Annotated in this window: 16 protein-coding genes; 7 read left to right on the top strand and 9 right to left on the bottom strand. The window is 59.4% G+C overall.

Annotated features, from left to right (window positions below; all coding sequences use genetic code 11):
• Positions 1-69 precede the first annotated feature (69 nt).
• Positions 70-558: a hypothetical protein gene (locus tag AC3WP7_RS01595; RefSeq protein ID WP_139217557.1), complete on the bottom strand. Its 489-nt coding sequence runs from the start codon at positions 556-558 to the stop codon at positions 70-72.
• Positions 559-691: 133 nt separating this feature from the next.
• Positions 692-1126, bottom strand: coding sequence for a hypothetical protein (locus tag AC3WP7_RS01590; protein WP_093119719.1), 435 nt, complete (start codon positions 1124-1126; stop codon positions 692-694).
• A 177-nt stretch (positions 1127-1303) separates the two neighbouring features.
• Between AC3WP7_RS01590 and AC3WP7_RS01585 the strand changes: the two genes are divergently transcribed.
• The gene (locus tag AC3WP7_RS01585; protein WP_092240831.1) at positions 1304-1768 is read left to right on the top strand and encodes a multidrug transporter; all 465 of its coding nucleotides are present in this window, start codon (positions 1304-1306) and stop codon (positions 1766-1768) included.
• Positions 1769-1792: 24 nt separating this feature from the next.
• Here the strand turns inward: AC3WP7_RS01585 and AC3WP7_RS01580 are convergent, their stop codons facing one another.
• Together AC3WP7_RS01580 and AC3WP7_RS01575 are read right to left on the bottom strand one after the other, a co-directional pair.
• A complete protein-coding gene (locus AC3WP7_RS01580; RefSeq protein WP_102591597.1) occupies positions 1793-8998 on the bottom strand; it encodes a SpvB/TcaC N-terminal domain-containing protein in 7206 nt (2401 codons plus the stop codon).
• 5 nt (positions 8999-9003) lie between these two features.
• A complete protein-coding gene (locus AC3WP7_RS01575; RefSeq protein WP_256572933.1) occupies positions 9004-9252 on the bottom strand; it encodes a Tc toxin subunit A-related protein in 249 nt (82 codons plus the stop codon).
• 320 nt (positions 9253-9572) lie between these two features.
• On the opposite strand from AC3WP7_RS01575, the gene AC3WP7_RS01570 reads away from it, so the two are divergent.
• On the top strand, positions 9573-10385 hold the full coding sequence (locus tag AC3WP7_RS01570) for an SDR family oxidoreductase (protein ID WP_092240825.1): 813 nt from the start codon (positions 9573-9575) through the stop codon (positions 10383-10385).
• On the opposite strand, the gene AC3WP7_RS01565 is transcribed toward AC3WP7_RS01570, so the two are convergent.
• Positions 10382-11239, bottom strand: a complete 858-nt coding sequence (locus AC3WP7_RS01565) for a LysR family transcriptional regulator (RefSeq protein ID WP_092240823.1) — start codon at positions 11237-11239, stop codon at positions 10382-10384. The two genes, AC3WP7_RS01570 and AC3WP7_RS01565, sit on opposite strands and share 4 nt — an antisense overlap.
• 111 nt (positions 11240-11350) lie before the next feature.
• Between AC3WP7_RS01565 and AC3WP7_RS01560 the strand changes: the two genes are divergently transcribed.
• The 5 genes from AC3WP7_RS01560 (at position 11351) to AC3WP7_RS01540 (ending at position 15014) form a co-directional block, all read left to right on the top strand.
• Complete coding sequence (locus AC3WP7_RS01560) at positions 11351-12535, top strand: MFS transporter (RefSeq protein ID WP_102591598.1); 1185 nt, start codon at positions 11351-11353, stop codon at positions 12533-12535.
• Complete coding sequence (locus AC3WP7_RS01555) at positions 12532-12933, top strand: DUF4440 domain-containing protein (RefSeq protein WP_092240819.1); 402 nt, start codon at positions 12532-12534, stop codon at positions 12931-12933. Before AC3WP7_RS01560 ends, AC3WP7_RS01555 begins: the two co-directional genes overlap by 4 nt.
• 105 nt (positions 12934-13038) lie before the next feature.
• A complete protein-coding gene (ssp4, locus tag AC3WP7_RS01550) occupies positions 13039-13965 on the top strand; it encodes an Ssp4 family T6SS effector (protein ID WP_093512425.1) in 927 nt (308 codons plus the stop codon).
• Positions 13955-14413, top strand: coding sequence for a hypothetical protein (locus AC3WP7_RS01545; RefSeq protein WP_093512427.1), 459 nt, complete (start codon positions 13955-13957; stop codon positions 14411-14413). The genes ssp4 and AC3WP7_RS01545 overlap by 11 nt, the downstream gene beginning before the upstream one ends.
• A gap of 142 nt (positions 14414-14555) precedes the next feature.
• On the top strand, positions 14556-15014 hold the full coding sequence (locus AC3WP7_RS01540) for a hypothetical protein (RefSeq protein WP_256579909.1): 459 nt from the start codon (positions 14556-14558) through the stop codon (positions 15012-15014).
• Between the two features lie 6 nt (positions 15015-15020).
• Here the strand turns inward: AC3WP7_RS01540 and AC3WP7_RS01535 are convergent, their stop codons facing one another.
• From AC3WP7_RS01535 to AC3WP7_RS01520, 4 genes are read right to left on the bottom strand one after another with little or no spacing between them, the layout of a single operon-like run.
• Positions 15021-15884, bottom strand: coding sequence for an efflux RND transporter periplasmic adaptor subunit (locus AC3WP7_RS01535; protein WP_071488551.1), 864 nt, complete (start codon positions 15882-15884; stop codon positions 15021-15023).
• A gap of 10 nt (positions 15885-15894) precedes the next feature.
• Positions 15895-16095: a DUF1656 domain-containing protein gene (locus AC3WP7_RS01530; RefSeq protein WP_071488550.1), complete on the bottom strand. Its 201-nt coding sequence runs from the start codon at positions 16093-16095 to the stop codon at positions 15895-15897.
• Positions 16085-18262 carry an FUSC family protein gene (locus AC3WP7_RS01525; protein WP_102591599.1) on the bottom strand — a complete coding sequence of 726 codons (2178 nt, stop codon included), beginning with the start codon at positions 18260-18262 and terminating at the stop codon, positions 16085-16087. The genes AC3WP7_RS01530 and AC3WP7_RS01525 overlap by 11 nt, the downstream gene beginning before the upstream one ends.
• A gap of 10 nt (positions 18263-18272) precedes the next feature.
• Positions 18273-19784, bottom strand: a complete 1512-nt coding sequence (locus tag AC3WP7_RS01520) for an efflux transporter outer membrane subunit (RefSeq protein WP_093512431.1) — start codon at positions 19782-19784, stop codon at positions 18273-18275.
• Between the last annotated feature and the right edge of the window lie 104 nt (positions 19785-19888).

The following is a 19888-nucleotide window of genomic DNA, read 5'->3' as shown; positions in this document are numbered from 1 at the left end:
GCCCATTGCGTCCCCTATCCGCAGTGGGTTGGGTGGGGGCTTTTCTCGTTCAAGGGTTCTCTACACCTATCAGCGGACGGCCCCATTGTGTCCCATCGAGTTGACGCCCCAATTTCTTGGGGAAAAGGCGTTGTAATTGCCGCTGGAGTGATCTTTCCCCGCGTTTTTGAATTGATCCTTGCCAAGTTTTTCAGCGGCCTTCCCTCCCCACATAAGCGCCCCACCTGCGGCTTTGGAGGCAAATCCCCCGGAGTTGGACACCGTCTTTCCGAGCACCTTGGCCATTCCCCCGACAACGGTCAGAGCGGCCCCCTGGGCTTTGTCCTTTTTATCGTTGTAGAGCGGTGGAAAGAAGTACGCATTCAGTTTGTCATTGACGCCTTGCAGAACCGTTTGTCGCAGGTTTGTAAGCCCCATGTTTTGCATACGAGGGAATAGGCGCGAGCTGACCTCCTCCCTGGGGGCTTGATCGATTGTTCCCAGCACGACAGGCGCTGGTACGGATGCAGGTACTACAGGAGAAATCTGCGCAGGAGCGAGGATGTTTGGAATGGCCATGGTGGATCTCACTTCGTAAGATGGCAGTAGGGTTACTGAAGGGCTTACAGAGCGTCTGCGTACCCGGTTTTTTGTAAAAAGACTCCACACTGGTTCGTGTCTCGAAGCCAATAAACACCTGGGGTGGTAGGTTTCAGCGGCGTCGGCAGTCCCACTCGGGCGAGCTCCCGAAGGCGATCGTCGGACGTCCTGCAAGATCGAATTTTTCGGCGCCATGCGCTTGGGCAACCTTGCCTCCCACAATCATCACTAGACCCAAGGCTTTGGAGAGAAGGCCACCACTGGCAGCTAACTTTTGCCCAGCCTCCTGCACGGCCATGCCGCCCACGGCAATACCCACACCCTTGGCGCTCATGTCACAGTTACGCGATTGCAGCATGGCTTGCTTCAGGTTTGTCAGCTTCTGAGCCTGCCTACGCGAAAACGGGTGTGATCCTGCCGCATCAATCGTTTGCGTGAGCGATGCAGGGTGGGACTGCTCAGCCACTTTTGAAGATGTGATAAGCGCGGTCGCCACCGACGCTAGGGAAGAGGTAACCTCAGGAGCAAGAAGGGCTGCAATAGTCATCGTTTATCTCACTTGATCAGACTGCGATAAGTACATCCTGGACAATCCGTACTTCCCTGTTATAGCTCTGTGGACAAAATGCGTGGGCCGGTTCCTCGCACAGGAAAACTGATCCTGCGTTAGGCATCCACACCCGCCCGCGAGTAGGATGTTTTATCCGCATATGAGACTGTCATCATGTTTTTTGGCGTTCTACTGATCATCACTTGGCTGGTCCTGCTACTGCGCTACCCGGCCAGAGCCTTGCCGGTGTCGCTGGCCGCCGCCGTGGGCCTGGGTTTCGTGGCGATCTGGGTGGTATGGCTGGACAACCGCGAAGCCTCGCAACTGGCGCGCCTGGAACTGCGCATCAGCTACGCCCCGCAAGAGTGCCCGGCCGACCGCCCGCTAAAGTTGACCCTCAACAACGGCAACGATGTACCGCTGACCGAACTGCGCTGGCGCGTCGCCGCCTATGCACCGGGCGACTCGGTCAACCTGGCCGACAACGTCTACGCCGCCCCCCGCTATCGTGGCCCCGGCGAGTTGCAGGCCAGGGCGACGTGGGACGACTGCCTGCCCACCCCACCCTTGCGCCCTGGCTATCGCCCGCAAACCCTGGAATTTCGTGCCGAGCACCTTCAAGGCCGATTTGCAGACTGAGCCACGGGGACAAGTGAATCAGATTCAGGCCGGATTGATCCGTTTGAGCAACACGCTTTTATGCGGCGAGTCCACAGTTGAGCGCGTGCGAATAACTTTTTGTTCCGCACTCGGCCCTGGATTATTCTTTACCCATTCAAGACGCTCTTTCTCACTGATGAGAGTGGCTTCATACACCTCCAGGATCGCTTCGGGCTCGACGTAGGAGTCAATCAATACCTCCTGCGAGCCTTTAGCAAAATTCATCACCATGTTTAATTCACCTCCAATCGGCTTTGAGCCCGGTGCATCTGCATGCTCCTGCTGCATCGCCGCGCGCCCCTGTTCAGTGGTCAGATCAAAGGTAGTGCTCTCAGCCGGCCTGCGAAACTTCACGACCCTCTTGCTTCCCTCGGCAGCCCATATGCCCGCCACTTTGAGAGAGCGCGTGCCTGAGATCCATCTGGACTTGAGCAGGGCCCTCGTGCCTCTTCGAACATGTTCATACGAACTGGTGAACTTGTCATGCCCGATCGGCGGTCGAAGCCCCCTGAGTTTAAGCCTGGTTTCATCCTTGCGCAGCGCACGATAGAAAATATCCGGATCCTCACTTTCCGATTCTCCTTCCGAATCTGGATGTCGGGCCCTGACTCGGGGTGGGACGCTGGTCACCTGGGACGAAGGCCCTGCCTGGTTGTCCAACCTGGGTCGCTTCGAGGACGAAGCCGAAGATTGTTCGTCCTGGGCTCTTTTCCCTTTCAAGCCATCATCGTCAATAAGATTGACAGGGTTGTTTCCGACCATCCGGTAGAGGTTGGGCCCGTCAATCATCAATTCGGGGTCCGGGCTCAACCATCGCTGTTGCCAAGGTAAGTAATAGCGTCGCTTGAAGTAGTAAAGCCCCGTCGCATCGCACTCCTTGCCCACGTAACCCAGCGTACGATAACTCTCTTCACTGGAATCACCACGCTCCCAAAGAGCTGTAGTGCCAAACGGATGGTAACTTTCGCGACTGACGACCTTCGCCATACCATCCAGCTCTACGGCCCATGATCGCAAATGATCATCCAGGTTGTAGCGGTACTGATCATTTGCCACTCGCTTGGGTCGCGCTGTTTCCCAGTGCAGCACCTGCACTTCACCCACAGTGATCACATGCAACACATTGCCGTGCACATTACGGATCTCCAAATCCGGTAAATAGCGTGTTTCCTGGGTGACAGCACGCGCATTGGTATGGGCAATGCGCACTTTGCGCCGACGCTTACCTTCTGAGTCGTAGACGTAATGCTCACTGTCATTGTCGGTGGATTCGCGCACCACCGGCTCTACGTGGAGCAATTGGTTACGCTGATCCCAATTCAGCGGTCGGCCCTCCAGCCTGAGTAGGTTGCCATTGGGGTCAAACTCGTCGTCGAAATCAGCTTGGGTCAGCGACACACCCTGACTTTCAGGCAAGCAGCGATTGCTGAAGGGAGCCGCCTTCAAAATCCGCCCATGGCTTTGTGGCCCTTGGTGGATCAACTCCAGCAAATTGCCGCCCCTGTCATAGCGGTACGTCTGACAGTATTTGGCTATTGCGAGGGGGTCGGCCACGTGATTCGGCCCTTGGCGAAGACTGCCCGCTTCAAAGCCAGTTGCCCTGACCAATTGACCGATGCTGTCGTGGTGGTAGCAACTGATCGGATCGATACGCTGATTGTTAAAAAACCGCACCGCTAGCGTCGTGTCCTTAATTCTGACAACGTTACCCGCCGGTTCATACTCGTAATGAAGGTCCTGCAAGAGCGCGCCACTGCCGCGATAACTGGACAGCTGGCGTAATCGACCGTCTAGAGGACAGTAATCAAACTGCCTGACCACACCATTGCCCAGGGTTTTGCGTTCTATCTTGCCGTGCGCATCGTAGACAATGGCGCTCACCAGAGTCGTTTGCGCTGACGCCCCCTTGAGCCTGAGCCACGCCTCACGCAATTGGCCGTCGACCGTGTAGCGGAAGCCCTGGTGATTACCTGCCACATCGATCTTTTGCAGCACCCCGCCGAGTGCATCGAGGTAAACCTGAGTGCGCAACCCCTCGCCAGGCTCCAACAAGGCATTGCGCAGGTGCAAGGATTTCGGCCAGTCCGGCATATCCAGGGTCTTCAGGAAATGCTGCACATGATCCAATACGGTACCGCCCATCGCGTACTCGTTGAAATGGCGAGTGCCCGCAGTGTCATCCTGCCGGATGACCTGCCCGCATAGGTTACTGTCGGCATGGACTGGCTCTGCACGCGCATAGGTAAAGCGCTCCGTGCACAAGCCTTGCTCAACCACTGCCAACGGTCGTATCAACTCATCAAATTCGACCTCGCGCTGCGTACCCCGCCCATCCTGCGAATACACGTTTTGCCCGGCTTCACCAAACACGTGGACACGCCACCCAGCGTCGACGCTTTGGGTACTCAGCACCTGGCCGCCCAAGGAGTAAACAGTTGTCAGGTTTGCCGGCACCGTAGGGTCGCCTTCATGCAGTAAATGCAAGCGGGGGTCCCATTGGGCAGTTGCCTGGCCTGCCTTGTTGTAAAGCGTGCGTGTGACTCTCAGGTCTGCCGCCCCCTGCGGATCGCTGCGGCAATAGGCAACTGCGCGGCAGGCCAGGCCGCGCGGTTCAATCGCCGTCAGGTCAGGCGTATGCGTGTGCACCTGGGGATTGAATAATGGCGTGACATCCGCGTACGCCCTGGCTGCTCGGGTTTCTTCATACGTGTCGTTTTCATCCTCCCTGATGGTGTACCAGCAACGGAAAGTCTGACGCCGCAGATGGCCTTCCTTGGCAAGAATAGTATTCGTCGGCCGCCCCAACGGGTCGTAGAGCTGTGTATCGTAGTAGCCGTGCAGGCTGGAGCTGGCGTCGTTGATGCAATGCCAATTCGAGGCAAAGTACGGCCGATACACCCTCACCGCAAGCCCCTTGTTGTTGTACTCGACCCGCTCGCTGACGCGCCAGCGCGGCACATCCGGCAGCGTAATCGGCTTGCCCTCGGAGTCCAGCGCCAGGGTGCCGTCCGACTGCACCTGGTACGCATAGCCATCGTCCACCTTATGCTTGGTTTGCAATGGACGGCCGAATCCATCCCAACAGCGGATCGTCATGCGAATCTGCCGGTCAGGGGCAGTCGGATCATTATCCGCCAGGAGGAGCACACCATGCACCGGTTCGCGCTGCACGTTCACCAGGAGCGCACGCAGGCGCTGGCGTGCAGGCGTCAAGTCTTGCGTCGGTAAAAGCGCATGCGCGCCAGCGCGTATGTGGCCACTGGGCAACAGGTCGCCTTGCTTAACGCACTCGTCAAGCCAGGCCAAGTCCGACCGGTCAACTTCGGGTATGCGGCCCATCCAACTGAACGGGTTTTCGAAATAAGCGGTGGCGGCACCTTGCAGTGCTTGCTCCGGCGCCTCGATCGCGTGGGCGGGGCTGTCGTCCTGTGGCCGTTGATAATTGTCAACGGGGTCGAATCCCACGGCCTCACCGCGCTCCACACCGTAAAAGCTGGTAGCCAGCACCTGTCCGAAAGCGCCATGTAGGACTTCCTGGCTATTTTGATTGGGGTCGAGGATGCGGGCAGGTTGCATCAAGCGGTAATCAATTTTCTCGACCTGAGTCTTACAGCCATCAGGCAAGGTCACCGACGTGTTCAGGCATCGGTGAGGGTCATAGCCCAGTAACGTCACGCCGTGGGCCTGGGTCTGCTGCACCGTCAAGACCTGATGAAAGTCGGACAATGGGGCATAGGTGTAGAAGCCCCGCCTGATCGACCAAAGCGGCTCCGGTTCCAATTGCGGGCCGAGCAGCCAGGGCATGCGGCGGTAGCCGATCTCGGTCAGGCGTGCCGCCAGGTCAAACGGCATATCGCCGTGTTCATTCTTGAGCAGGTCATACGCCTGGAGCGCGGGTTTATCGAGCTCAGCCCTCTCCACATAGTCCGGCAAAGCCTCGAAACCGGCCTGGCCGTCGGGCCATGGCGTGTTACCGGGAAGCTTGCGATAACGCTGCAGCGATTGCCCGACCAGCTGGCGCTGGATGCTGTCATTGAGCGGGTTGTCGGCGCTGGCGGACGTAAAGTATTCGTAGGTAATGTCTTGCGGCATCAGGCCTTTGGGGCCAGCGCCCTTGACCAGCACCATCGCATCGGTGCGTTGCAAATACGGCAGGCCCAAGCGCCAGGCGTCGGGCTCGGTCAGGTTGATGAATCGCGCAAGGGTCTGCGTCAGGTAGTAACGCTGCTGTGCATCATCATGGGTGTCGCACCACCAGCGTTTTTGCGGCGCAAGCGTGTGAGGGTCCAATTGGCACGCCGGATCACTCCGAGCAGTGAGACGCCGGGCGTATTCGACGGTAACGCTGTCGGTCGGATTGCCGACAGCATCCCAGTGCAAATTCAAGGTCTTCTGACACACAGGGTCGGCGCTTTTGCGCTCGTAGCGATAGGTGATGATTTCAACCGGTAATACGTGCAGCACATGATAGGGGGCATGTTTTCCACCGGTGGGACGCTGCAGCCTGCGCAGCAGGTAGCGATGCTGCTCGACGGAATACGGCGTGCCGTCCTCGTCACCAAAGTCAAAGAGTTCACTGCGCAGCACCTGCCCAACCAGTGCATTGCACATTTGTTCCTGTTCCTTGGCATCGGGGACGACCAACTGATCGCAGTCGTCCGCCTCGTGATAATAGCTGTAGAGCGTACCCTTCAAATCGATAGCGTCACTATCCCCGTCGAAGTAGTCCTGGGTGGGTGGGTCCACGGTGTCACCGACGTGATACCAGGTTTTGCGCAACACCGGCGCGCTGTAACCCTCCTCGCGCTGCCCATTTGCCTGCTCTTCGCAGTCGCTCGACAGCTGCAAGGCGAACCCATGAAACTCACGCTCGACGCCTTCGTAGAAGGCCTTTCGATAGCTGAACCGCTGGGTCAATTGGTTGCCGGTGATTTCATCATGCTGTATTTGGACGCTGACCAAGGGCAGCGCAAATGGCAGGTGGCACACCGCTGGTTGTTCGCGGGCCTGGAGGTATTGTTTTTCATCCAACCACTCCTGGGCCGAACTGCGGTACACGACAGTTGCGGCAGCACCGAGGTTATTGTTGGTGCCACACAACAGGTACGGCTTGGCGTGAACCAGGTCATAGCGCCAGTGCCGAGGGCTCATATGGGGCACGGTCAGCACCAGGCTCGAATACCCCTGCCCTTGCAGGTCCGCGGCGCTGACTTGGCAAAATCGGTCATAGTTCACACCGGGTGGCCAAGGCAGGCACAGGGGGACTTCATCAAAACCGTTGCCACCACGGTTCATATAGATCAGCGCACAGTTCGGCCGCAATAACACCAGGTCGACAGCACCAGAGCCGTCGAAATCGGCGAGCAGCACCTGTGACGCGTCGAACTCATCGTAGGTGAAGGGTAACTTGCACCACACAAAACCCTTGCCGAAACGCCCACGCCCCAGGTTAGGCCAGCATTTGAGCTGATCATGGCGCACTTCAACAAGATGCTGCTGGCCGGAACCCAGCACGTCACAGAACGCCACCAGTCGGTCATTCGCGCGACTGAATAGCGGCAGGCAGTCATCGTCGATACTGTGCGCCACTTCCTGGGCGGCTCGATATCCTTCTGCGCGACCGCTCGCATAAAGGCGCACGCTGTGTGGACCGATCATTGCCAGGTCCTGCAGCCCTGCGCCCATCAGGTCCGCCAGTTGCGCCTGAGGATGAAAGAACTCATTGGGCAGTGCCTTCAGCGAGATGAACTGATCCCAGCGGCCATCCGGCCGGTAGGTGAAAAAGCCGCTCCAACCCGGCTTGGCGATGATCCAATCCGGAGTGCCATCACCCGTGATGTCCGCCAGGAATTGCCGCACAGGTTTTGTGCTATCGGCGACGGGAATGCGTTCGAGCTCACGCCACTCGTCATAAACCACCTCATCGGGATGGGTCGGAGCCTCGGCCCGTTTGGGCGAGCGGTAATACCAGCTTTTGTCGCTGCGATAGAGAATGCCTGCCATGCCTTCGCTCAGCAGATCGAACAGATGGTAGCGATCACCATCGTTCAAGCCGGGCATCGCATCGAAAGGTTGGAACCCCGTCACATCTTCAACCGGGGAGAACGCCTGATAAGTAAACTCAATAGGGGGGCGGCTATGAAGCACGCCATTACCGTCACACGCCTGGGAATGGGCTGCGCTCAAGTGGCTGTAGCCCAGGGCGGTAGTGTGGTACTCGAGTAGCAAACGTTGTACCAGGACCGGCTCAGGTCCGAGTTCCGCAAAGCTGTGAAACATCAGGACTTGGTGGCACAAGCGTTGCGTCCACAGTCCGAAGCCATAGCGGTAGTCGGAGTAGGCATCCGTCCGTGCAGTCCAATGTTCTGTTCCAGCATAGGCTGGGACCGCCTCGATCCCACGGGGCCGCTCCCCGTAGTCAAACACCAGATGAAAGTGCCACTGCACATTGGCCCAGCCAGCAACTTTCCAGGCATAAAGGTGCCTATGTCCCTGGGCATTACCGTAATGCACCGCGCTCAAGTAACGCTGGGCACGGCCATCACGGGGCTGGTCGGGGCCTGGCGCGTCGGTGTCACGTTTATATTCATAGGCCACGTGCTCGCCAGCGGGGTTAACTTTTTCATGAATCAACCAAGCGGCTACGTTTGTCTCATCATCAGGACAAGCCAACCGTGAGTCCGCGGTCTTACCGTAAATGTGAAGGCTGCCGTCTGCCGTATGCACCAGCCAGAACATGGTCTGATCGGCGTTTGAGGTCCAGCGCTCAATCAAGGCAAATGCGCCTTCGATGCGGGGCCAGTAACGTGTCACCTGGTGACTGCCGACGTCTAGCCCGCGGTAATGGGTTTCGGTCCTCTGGACTAGTTGTCCATCGCGGTCATCCCGTTCCGGCATCAACACTTCGCCGTCGGGGCCGAGAACCAAGTCCTCATCGGTGTAGGTAGGTACGCCTTGGGATGTGCGCCGACTGATGGCATTAACCGTCTTGCTCCAGCCCATACCGAAGTCGCTGTTGCCCGCATCGCTGCGATAGCTCAACGCAAGGTCCGGCGCAAGGCCGCGTCCAGGGGAAATAGGCAAGGGCAACGCATATGACGCCGTTCCCCTCGCGCCTACGGCACCCAAACCATCCCCAAGACTTCGAATCGCGCCACCGCCCTTCGGCAGGCTGGGTGGAATGATGTTCAGTGAGTCGTCATGGTTCATGAGGGCTACTCCTGGCCGAGTTTAGCGGTGTAACTCAGGTGGAGGATGATGTCTTGCAGCGATTCGATGTGCCGCTCACGTATCTGCGGATTTTGCTCGGTAAATGCCAGGCGCCAACGGGAGACCGAGCCAGTGGGTTCGAAGGGGAGATAGCGCTCGTCATCGCCGGTGAATTGGCCGTCGTCGTTATCCACGTGAGATAAGACAATTTGCAACTGACCTTGCCTTTCCTGGTTTTTTTGAGGCTGCGTCAGTCACCAGGCCTTTTAAAAAACGGGTGTTGAAGACCGGCTTGACTTGCGGTGCTTTCGCGCCGGTCTTGGGTTTGGCTTTCGATTTAGACGTTGTTGGTGGTTTCGCTGTCGTGGATTTCTTATCTTTGGCTTTCACATCCAGTTTGCCCCTGTTGCCCGAGTGAGACTGGATTAAACATAAGCCATTTCACACGATGGTGAACCTGTGAAAGTTGACAGGTTCACGCTCGTTTCCCGCGAAATGTACATGTTTCAATTTGCACCACAGCTACGGTAGGGTGCCTCTCCACAAAGACAGCGACACCGCCAAGGACCGCCCCATGCCCAACGTACTCATCACTGGTTGCTCCAGCGGCATCGGCCGCGCCATGGCTGACGCTTTCAAGGCAGCAGGCTTCGAAGTGCTCGCCAGCGCTCGCCGCGAAGCCGACGTTATCGCCCTCAACAACGCCGGTTTTCACGCCGTGCTGCTGGACGTCAACGACAACGCCGCCCTGCTAACACTGGCCAGCCATGTGGGCGAGCTGGACGTGCTGATCAACAACGCCGGTTACGGCGCCATGGGCCCACTGCTTGATGGCGGCACCCAGGCGCTGCAACGCCAATTCGAAACCAATGTGTTTTCCATCATCGGCGTGACCCAGGCGTTTTTTCCGGCGCTGCGCAAACGCAAAGGCCTGGTGGTGAATATCGGCAGCGTGTCCGGGGTGCTGGTGACGCCGTTTGCGGGCGCCTACTGCGCATCCAAAGCGGCCGTACATGCCCTGAGCGACGCACTGCGCATGGAACTCGCGCCGTTTGGCGTGCGGGTCATGGAAGTGCAGCCCGGTGCGATCAATACCAGCTTCGCAAAAAACGCCGGTGCCCAGGCCGAATTGTTGATCAACGAGCAATCGCCGTGGTGGCCATTGCGCGAAGGTATTCGCGCACGCAGCCAGGCGTCGCAGGACAAGCCGACACCCGCCAATGAGTTTGCGGCGGACGTACTCAAGGCCGTGCAACAGTCGCAACCGCCGCGCCTGCTGCGTTCGGGCAACGGCAGCCGCGCGTTGCCGTTGATGGCGGCGCTGTTGCCCAAGGGGTTGTTGGAGAGGGTGCTGAAGAAGCGTTTTGGTCTGGCGGGCTCACTCTAGCCCTTCATGAAATCAATAAATGCCCGCACCTTGAGCGGCAAATGCCGAGTGTCCGGATACATCGCATAGACCCCTTGCGGAGCGAAGCGATGGTCCGGCAACAGGCGCACCAACCTCCCGCTGTTCAGATCGTCCTGCACCAACCACTGCGGCAACACTGCCACGCCATGCCCGCGCACGGCAAAGGCTTGCAGGACCGCCGCGCTATCGGCCACCAGCGAGGCATTGCCGGGACGGTACTGATGTTGGCCACCTTCGGGGTCGGTCAGGCTTAACTCAGTCAGACGGCCATGTGCCAATTTGGGCAACGGCTCCAATGCCTCCAGCGTGTCAACCCCGGCGAACTCCGGTGCCGCCACGACAAACACCTCGAAGGTGGACAATTGCACCGCGCGGTGATTGGAATCGAGCAGGCGGCCCAGTCGAATCGCCACGTCGAAACGTTCGGAGATCAGGTCGGCATGGGTCGAGGAAGTGGACAAGTGAATGTCCAGGTCCGGATGCAGGCGGCGGAAGGCTTCGACCGCCGGCGCGACCACGGCCAACGCGTATTCGATGGTGGTGGTGATGCGCAACGTGCCTTTGAGTTGGGCATGCTCCGAGCGGGCTTCCTCCACCGCCAATCGAGCTTCTTCGAGCATGCGCGTGCAACGCACGTAGAAGCGTTCGCCGGCATCGGTCAGCGCCAGTTGGCGGGTGTTGCGGGTCAACAGAGTAACGCCCAGTTCCGCCTCCAGGCGCTTGAGGTTGAAGCTGACCACGGCGCGAGTCTGGCCCAACAGGTCAGCGGCAGCGGTGAGAGAGCCGGCCTCGACCACGGCCTTGAAGGTGTCGAATCGGTCCAGGCTGACCATGGGTTGGAGGTCTCTTTGTCAAAATATTTTTGACAAACTAGCAGGCAAACCGGCGTAGCCCAAATGTTGTGTGCGGCCTACCCTGCCCGCTTCATTCGCAGGATTGCGTTCATGACCTACCGCTCGAAAGTCGCCTGGATCTTTTTGCTGGGCTTCGCCCTGGACCTGGTAAACATGTTTGTCGCCACCGTCGCCTACCCGGACATTGCCCGCGAACTGCACGCCTCGGTCACGCAACTGGCCTGGATCAGCAATGCCTATCTGATCGGCCTGACCGTGATCATTCCGCTCAGTGTCTGGTTGGCTGCGGTGATGGGGGAGCGAACGCTGATCGCGGCAAGCCTGTTGCTGTTCGCCGGGGCATCGGTGATGGTGGGCCAGGCGAGTTCGATTGAAACACTGATCGGCTGGCGTGCCCTGCAAGGGCTGGGCGGTGGCTTGCTGATTCCCGTCGGGCAGGCCATGGCTTACCGGCATTTCCCGGCGGCTGAACGCAGCCAACTGACAGCGCGAGTGATGTCGGTGGCATTGCTGGTGCCGGCGCTGTCTCCGGCTCTGGGTGGTTTGATTGTCGACAACGTGTCGTGGCGCTGGATCTTCTACGCCAATCTGCCACTGGCGTTGATGACCCTGCTGCTGACCGTTCTATGGATAAAACCTGACAGGCCGTCGAGCCGTCGTGTGCCACTGGACGTGGGCAGTATTTTCCAACAGATGCGCAGCCCAATGCTGCGCACCGCGATGCTGATCTACCTGTGCATCCCCGGCGTGTTCATCGGTACCAGCCTCATCGCCATACTCTATCTTCGCGGCCTCGGGTACGACGCCACACAGACCGGCGCCTTGATGCTGCCGTGGGCACTGGCGTCGGCACTGGCGATTTTGCTCAGCAAAAAACTGTTCAACCGCTGTGGTCCGAAGCCGTTGTTGTTGGCGGGCATGCTGCTGCAATGCCTGGGCATCCTGTTGCTGAATGGCCCTGCACTGATCATTCCAGCCTATTTGTTGATGGGGTTGGGCGGCAGCCTGTGCAGCAGCACCGCGCAGACCCTGGCCTTTCTCGACATCCCCGCTGAACGCATGGGTCACGCCAGCGCCTTGTGGAATATCAATCGACAAGTCAGCTTCTGCCTGGGCGCCGCTGCACTGAGTGCGCTGTTGTCAGCCTTGGATTCCTTCGCCATAACCTTCACGATGGCGGCAGCCCTGACCCTGCTGCCTCTTTTTGCGGTGCTGCGCCTGGATGCGTCCAGGCTACGTGCACTGCTTCACCCTGCCAGCGAGCCCGACCGATGATTGACTACAGCGATTTTTTTGAAGAAGTGATCCAGACCCACGTCGAGATCGAACAATGGTTTGCCGGTGTCGCACCCGAAGGTACCTTGCAGACGTTGCTCGCCCGCTTTTCGCCGGAGTTCAGCATGATCGCCCCCGCTACCGGCGCACGGGTAAATGCCGCCGGGGTCAATGCACTGTTCACGCGTCTGGGCGGCATGCGCCCGGGGTTGAAGATCACCTTGAGCGAGATGGCCGGGATCGACCGGCATGCTCGTGGGGCGACGGTGACTTACCGCGAACATCAGGTGGATGCCAGCGGCACGCAGACGGATCGCCGCGCTACCGTGGTGTTTGAGAAGCAGGCCAGTGGCGTGCTGTTGTGGCGGCATTTGCACGAGACCTTCATAGCGCAGTGAGATAATTACCAGGCCGCGTCCTACAAAAAACAGCGAACGGCCTGACATCATTACAAGGAAACAATCCCCAGGCTCTTTCACCTCTGTCGACTCACAGGTGAAAGGATGCCCAGGGATTTTCTGCAAAGTGGTGTGCCGCAAGCGCATACCACTACTCGCCAGCGGCTGACCAGTCTGCTGGACCTGCCCAAGCTCTATCGAACCATAGACGCCGACCCGGCCATCGTCGGGGCCGCAGTGGTGCATATCGGCAGTGATTATCAGGTGACGGTACTGCGTGAGTTTGTGCCGCTGTGCAGTATCAGGCCCAAGCGCGTGATGTTGCGGGAAATGACGGGGCCGGTCAGGACGGCAGAAGAATATGCGCAGCTGGCGGCCAGTTCACCGCGTGAGTCGCAGGTGTGGAAAGAAGCATCGGGAGTCGTGAGTTCCTGCGGCGGGGCTGTAATAGGCATCATAATTGCGAAGGCAGGAATCGCGGCGGCACCGTTCAGCGCAGGTACCAGTCTTGCTTTGTCCTACGTTGCTTTGGCCGGCACGGCTGCAAGCGGCGTGCAATGCCTCAACAGTCTATGGCGGACCTACAATGAGTTCGTCAACCCCGCCGAGAACGACTACTACGACTCGTTAGGTTGGTACCAGGCAATGACCGTCGCTCTAGACGGAATCTCACTCGTCGGTGCGGGAAGCACTACGTTTGCCACGGTAAAAACGATTATGGCGATCAAACATTCGACGGGGCGCGAAGTCACTGATGTCTTGAGGCATATGAGTCGTCAGGAACGCGCAAAGCTAACCAGCGAAGTATTACGCCTGAAAAACCCTCATCACCCCAGTGCAATGGTTCGCCTGAAACAGTTGTCTGGGCAGTTGCCCAGACGCTTCAGCAATTCCCAGATACGCCTAAGCATCATGACTCAGATCCAAGACCAAATCGGCGCCACTTTGGCTGTCACGGGCAGCACTCTATCCGGAAACGTCAATCACGTGATCGTTGCACTCTACGAGGAGTTCGACAGCCATGAAATATAGCGTCGACCCCTTCCGGGAGTATTTAATTTGGCGCCGTTATGCGTACCGTTTTTTACCGGTATGGGGTGGCGCCTTACTGCTTTGCTTGAATACGATTGCCGGCAACATGGCGCATAGCCTCTCGTACTACGCAGCGCTCTATCACCTATCGACCGAGTATTCTTTCGGAACCGGCGTAGCACTCTGCTTGATCTTCTACGTGGGCCAAGCGATGTTGTGGGAAGGATCCCGTCATGCATCTCGAGTACTTGTAACTGTGATCATCGCGAATATCTTGCTCTCGATCGCCTATCTGGGCAGCCACGCTGTGACATTGCTCAACCTATTGCCGCTATTCTCGGCTCTGCTTTACATCTTGGTTCTCAACTCAAAAAAACATCGCCGTTTTACCAGCATCTTGAGAGTGAAACGCCGTCGCAAAGTGAGGGCCAACGCACTCCTTCAATAGCCGACCTCAACCACCCGGCAACTTCCGCACAATCACCGTGCAAGTAATCCCCGCCACCTACCCCCGCTTGCGGTAGCCAGCAGCGTTCTATCAGGAAACATCAACCACCTCATCATCACTCTCTATGAGGAGTTCGACAGCCATGAGCACTAAAAACGGCCCGATCCCAGCACCGGGGACATTGCGCAGTGACACCAAGCGTTTCGCTTTCACGGTGGGAACTGCAGTGTCCATGAACTTGGTCAGCAGTTCAGGCAACCTGTCACACAGCCTGTCGTATTACACCCGAATCAACTATCTCCCCAGCGAATACGCGATAGCAGCGAGCCTGATATTGGTGCTGGTAATGTGCATGGGATTAGCCCTGGTGGTACGAGGGTTACGCTCAGGGCCGCCACTACTTGTGTGCACCGCAGCCCTGAATGCATTGCTTGCGGCAGACTACCTGGGGAGCCACCCGGTTTCTATGTTTGCACTGTTTCCCTTGTTTCAATCTCTGGTCTGCCTGCTGATGCTCAATACACGAAATCACCGCCGATACGTCAGCATAATGCGGGTCAGACGGCGACGCGAAGTGCGGGCCAACGCACTCCGCCAATAGCCGACCTCAACCTCCCGACAACTCCCGCACAATCACCGTGCACGTAATCCCCGCCGCCAACAACACCCCCTGCGGCACTTCATCGATATGAATCCGCACCGGCACCCGCTGGGCCAGGCGCACCCAGTTGAAGGTCGGGTTCACATCGGCAATCAACTCGCGGCTCTCGGGATTGTCGCGGTCGTAGATGCCGCGCGAGATGCTTTCTACATGGCCCTTTAAGGTCTCGCCGCTCATCAACTGCATATCGGCTTTGTCGCCGACCTTCACATGGGGCAGTTTGGTTTCTTCGAAGAAGCCGTAGACCCAGAACGAATTCATATCCACCACCGCCATCTTCGCTTCGCCGATGCGTGCGTAGTCGCCTCGGTGCACGTTGAGGTTGGTGACATAGCCGTCCACCGCCGCCAGCACCCGGGTGCGTTTCAGGTTGAGTTCGGCGGCTTCCAGTTGCGCCAACGCATGCTGGTAATCGGCCAAGGCGGAGTCGGCGATGTTGCTGGCGTCGTCACGGTTTTCTTTCGAAATCACCAGCGCATCCAGGTCCGCCCGGCGATGGGCGTTGACCTTGCGCATTTCCCAGGTGGCTTTGCGCGACGCGACCAGCGATTGCGCCTGCTTGACCGCAATGCGGTAGTGCTCGGGATCGATCTGCATCAGCAGGTCGCCTTTTTTGACAAGCTGATTGTCACGCACCGGCACGTCGACCACTTCGCCGGTGACGTCGGCCGCCACGTTGATGATGTCGGCTCGCACACGGCCGTCGCGGGTCCACGGGGTTTCCATGTAATGCACCCACAACGTGCGGCCAATCCAGATCGCCAGGGCCAGTACCAGCAAGGTCGCGAGCAGGCTGAAAAACTTTTTCATCGGGGCATTCTCAACGGTAGACGCTCAGCGCCAGGGCGCCGAACAGGCAGACGAACAGGCTCAGGCGCAGCAACGCCGGGTGCCAGAAAAAACGGTACAGGTCGAACCCGGCCAGGAAGCGATCCACACCCCAGGCCAGCCCCGCCGCGATCAGGAACATCAGGGTCATGGTCGGCATATAGATGCCATGGAAGGCGATTTCACGGGGCATGCGCAGCTCCTTTAAAGGCAGCGAGTGGCGATTGCGGGTCGAGCAATGAAGTGCGGATAAAGTGCAGGTAGCTTTTCACCCGGCGCAGGGCCGACGTGTCGAAGTGCGGGGCGAAGGGTTCGTCGGTAGCCTGTACGCGGCTGATCGCATGGTCGACGGCGATGAGGCCGCGCTCCAGGTTGCTCGCGCTGGGTTGCAGGAACAGCCGCACCAGCGAGCGGCCCATCACGCGGATCGCCTGGCGCCACGGCTGGGACTCGGCGTACGCCGGGTGCACCGGAAGGATCGCCTGTTCCTTGCGCAGCTCAATGATCGCGTGACCGACTTCCAGCACCACGAACATCCAGCGCAGCAGGTCGCGCTGCACTTGCGGCTGGCCGACGGCGAGGCCGTAGGCCTGGTGCAGCAGGTCGCGGGTGCGGCTTTCAAAACTCGAGGCCAGGCCCTTGAGCTTGCCGCTGATCGCATACACCACCTGTTCGCGCAGGTCCTGCTCCAGGCGGCGCCACAACCAGCGGCTGTTGGGCGGCAGGATGATCGCCCCCGCCGCCGCGCACACCAGCATGCCGATGACCATGGCGATGTAGTCGTTGATAAAGGTGTAGGGGTTGTAGACCGTTAGGTTATCCGGCACCGAACCGGTGCTGAAGAAGATCAACAGGCCTACCCCGACACCCGCGTATTGCGGACGTGAAGCGAGAAACGCGCCGAAGATGATCACCGGCGCGAGCATCACGCACAGCAGCGGGAAACCGTCGATCCAGGGGAACACGAAGAACATTTCGACAAAGCCCACCAACGCACCGAGCAACGTGCCGCAGGCCATCTGGAACGCCATGCGCTTCGGGTTCGGCGTGGCGGCGGACAGGCCCACGGTGGCGGCGGCGATCAGGGTCATGGTCGCACCGCTGGGCCAGGCGGTGGCGACCCAGTAACTGCCGAGCACAATCAAGATAAACGACGCGCGAATCCCCGAGGCGACGCAAGCCAACCAGTTGGTCTTCGGGATAAAGGTTTCGTCCCACTGCTCGCGCGCATGGCTGTGATCGGCCAGGGACGCGTGGGTTTGCGCGTAGTTGTGCAGGTCGTCGACGAAACGGTAGAGCAACTCGTAGGCGGTGTGGAAATCCAGCTGCTCGGCTTCGGTGGGATCGCCTTCCTGAAAGGCCGCGCGCAGGCTACGGACCTTGGCGGGCAAGCTGTCCTTGTAGGCACTCAGTTGATTGACCAGGCGCGCCGCGTCAGGGCTGGTGAGCGCACGGCCAGAAAAACCATCGAGCACTTCGGCGAGGTCTTGCAGGCCGGGTTTGATGGCCGCGACAACATGGTCGGCGGCATCGCTGCGCAGGCGCTCGAGCAACTGGTGCAAGGCATTGAAGCGCGTGGTAAGGCTCATGAACTCGCTGTTGAGGCGACTGAGCCGACCATTGCGCCGGCGCATGTGCGGGTCTTCAAACACCGTGACACTGCGCAGCCCTTCCAGGCCCACGGCTTCGGCGATGAAGCGCACGTTGCTGGCCTCGAACCCTTCACGCTGGCTGCGCCCGCGCAGGCCATCGGTGACGAACAGCGCGAACACCCCAAAGCGCTGGTACAAGGCATTGCGCATGGCGGCGCTGGAGGTTTGCGGCAGGATCGCGGCGCTGACCAGCGTGGCGCACAGAATCCCCAGGGAGATTTCCAGCACCCGCCACACCGCTGCCATGAAAGCACCGTCCGGATGCGCCAGCGCAGGCAGGCCGACCATCGCCGCCGTGTAGCCGGCCAGCACGAAACCATAGGCACGAAAGTTACGATTGCGCGTGGCACCAGCGGTGCACATGCCCACCCAGATCGCCAAGGCACCAAGGAACAACTCGGTGTTCTGCGCAAACAAGGCGATCAGCAGCACCATCACCGCCGACCCCGCCAGAGTGCCGAGGAAGCGATAGAAGCTCTTGGCAAATACCTGGCCGCTCTGAGGCTGCATCACGATAAACACGGTGATCATCGCCGTACGCGGTTGCGGCAACTCCAGGCGCATGGCCAACCACAGCGTGAGGAACGCGGCGGCCAGCACCTTGAAGATATACACCCAGGTCACGCCATCGCTGCGTACCCAGTCGAAAAAACCACGGCGCCACTCAAGGGCATGCAGCCAGCGCAGCGGTGCAGGCAAGGGAGTCATCAAATCCTACTCAGTGATCGAACACGGCCAGTGCCGTCGGGGTCTTGCTCGGGAGGGTCTTGGCGTCTTGCGGTACGTCGCTGCCAGCACCGAGGCCGCCGCCCAGGGCGGTGACCAGTTCGGCATGGGCACTCAGGCGGGCGGCCTGCACCTGTTGCTGCACCTGTTGCTGGCGGAACAGCAACGTCTGCGCATTCAGCACATTGAGGTAGTCGGTGAGGCCGCGCTGGTAGGCGATCATCGCGATGTCGTAGGTTTTCTGCGCCGAGGCCACCGACTGCGCGGCGAAGGACGCTTGTTTGTCCATGGACTCGCGACGGATCAACTGGTCGCTGATGCCTTTGAGCGCGTTGACCAGGGTCTGGTTGTACTTGGCGACCGCGATGTCATAACCGGCGCTGGCTTCACCCAATTGCGCACGCAGGCGCCCGCCGTCGAAGATTGGCAAGGTGATCGCCGGACCGACGTTGTAGTTGAATTTCTTGCCCGCCAGGAACTCCAGCATGCCGCCACCGGTGGCCATGTAGCCGAGGCTGCCGACCAGGTCCACGTTGGGATAAAAACCGGCGTGGGCCACGTCGATGCCACGGGCCTGGGCCGCAACTTGCCAGCGGCTGGCGACCACGTCCGGGCGTTGGCCGAGCAATTGCGCAGGCAGTCGCGACGGCAGTTTCAGGGGCGCGGCGAGAGACAGGGTCGGGCGTTGCAATGTCGCGCCCTCCCCCGGCCCCTTGCCCGCCAGCGCTGCGAGTTGGTTGCGGCTCAGGGCGATCTCTTCGTCCAGGGCGTCCAGTTGGCGATGGGTTTCCGGCAACGGCGTTTCGGCCTGGCTGACATCAAAGTGGGTGCCGATCCCGGCGTTCAGGCGTTTGTTGGCCAGGTCGAGAATCTGCTGCTGTTGCGCCAAGGTGGCCGCGACGATATCGCGATTGGCGTACTGCAACGACAGCTGGATATAGGCGCGCACCACGTTGTTCTGCAATTCGAGCTGGGCCTGGCGCGCTTCGGCGGCGCTCATGTGCGCCAGGTCGACGGCACGTTCGCTGGCATTGCTTTCACGGCCCCACAGGTCGAGGGCGTAGCTCAGGCCCAGGGACGCATTGTTATCCCATGTGTTGGCACCGCTCAGCTCGCCCGGCCCGTAGAATTGATCCTTCGGCCAATTGTGACGCTTGAGGGTAGTGTCGCTATTGATCTGCAACGACTCGGCCGACTCGGCAACCCCCGCCATGGCCCGTGCTTCACGCACCCGTGCAACGGCCATGACCATGCTTGGGCTGTTTTCGGTAGCGAGGGCGACCCAGCGGTTCAGTTGGGGATCGCCGTAGGCTTGCCACCAGTGTGCGGTGGGCCAGTGGGCGTCTTGCGCGGCGCTCTGGATGGCGTCGTCGGTAGCCAGGTTATTGGCGTTGAGGGACTGGCCTTGAGGGGCTACTCCTCCGGTTCCGATGCAGCCGCTGATTGCGAACGATAAAGCCCAAACACTGAGAGTCTTGAGCTCTCTGCTGATGCGACGCGGCACTGCTGTGAATTCCTGAGAGGGTGTTGCGGGGAGAGGTGGCGCAATTCTAGGGGGCGGCATGGGGAACGATAAGCTGGCATTCCTGTGAATCTTTGTTACCGTTC

This window comes from Pseudomonas sp. FW305-3-2-15-C-LB1, from assembly GCF_058787615.1.
The sequence above is the reverse complement of the archived record's forward strand: the minus strand, read 5'-3'. Positions and strand labels throughout refer to the sequence as shown.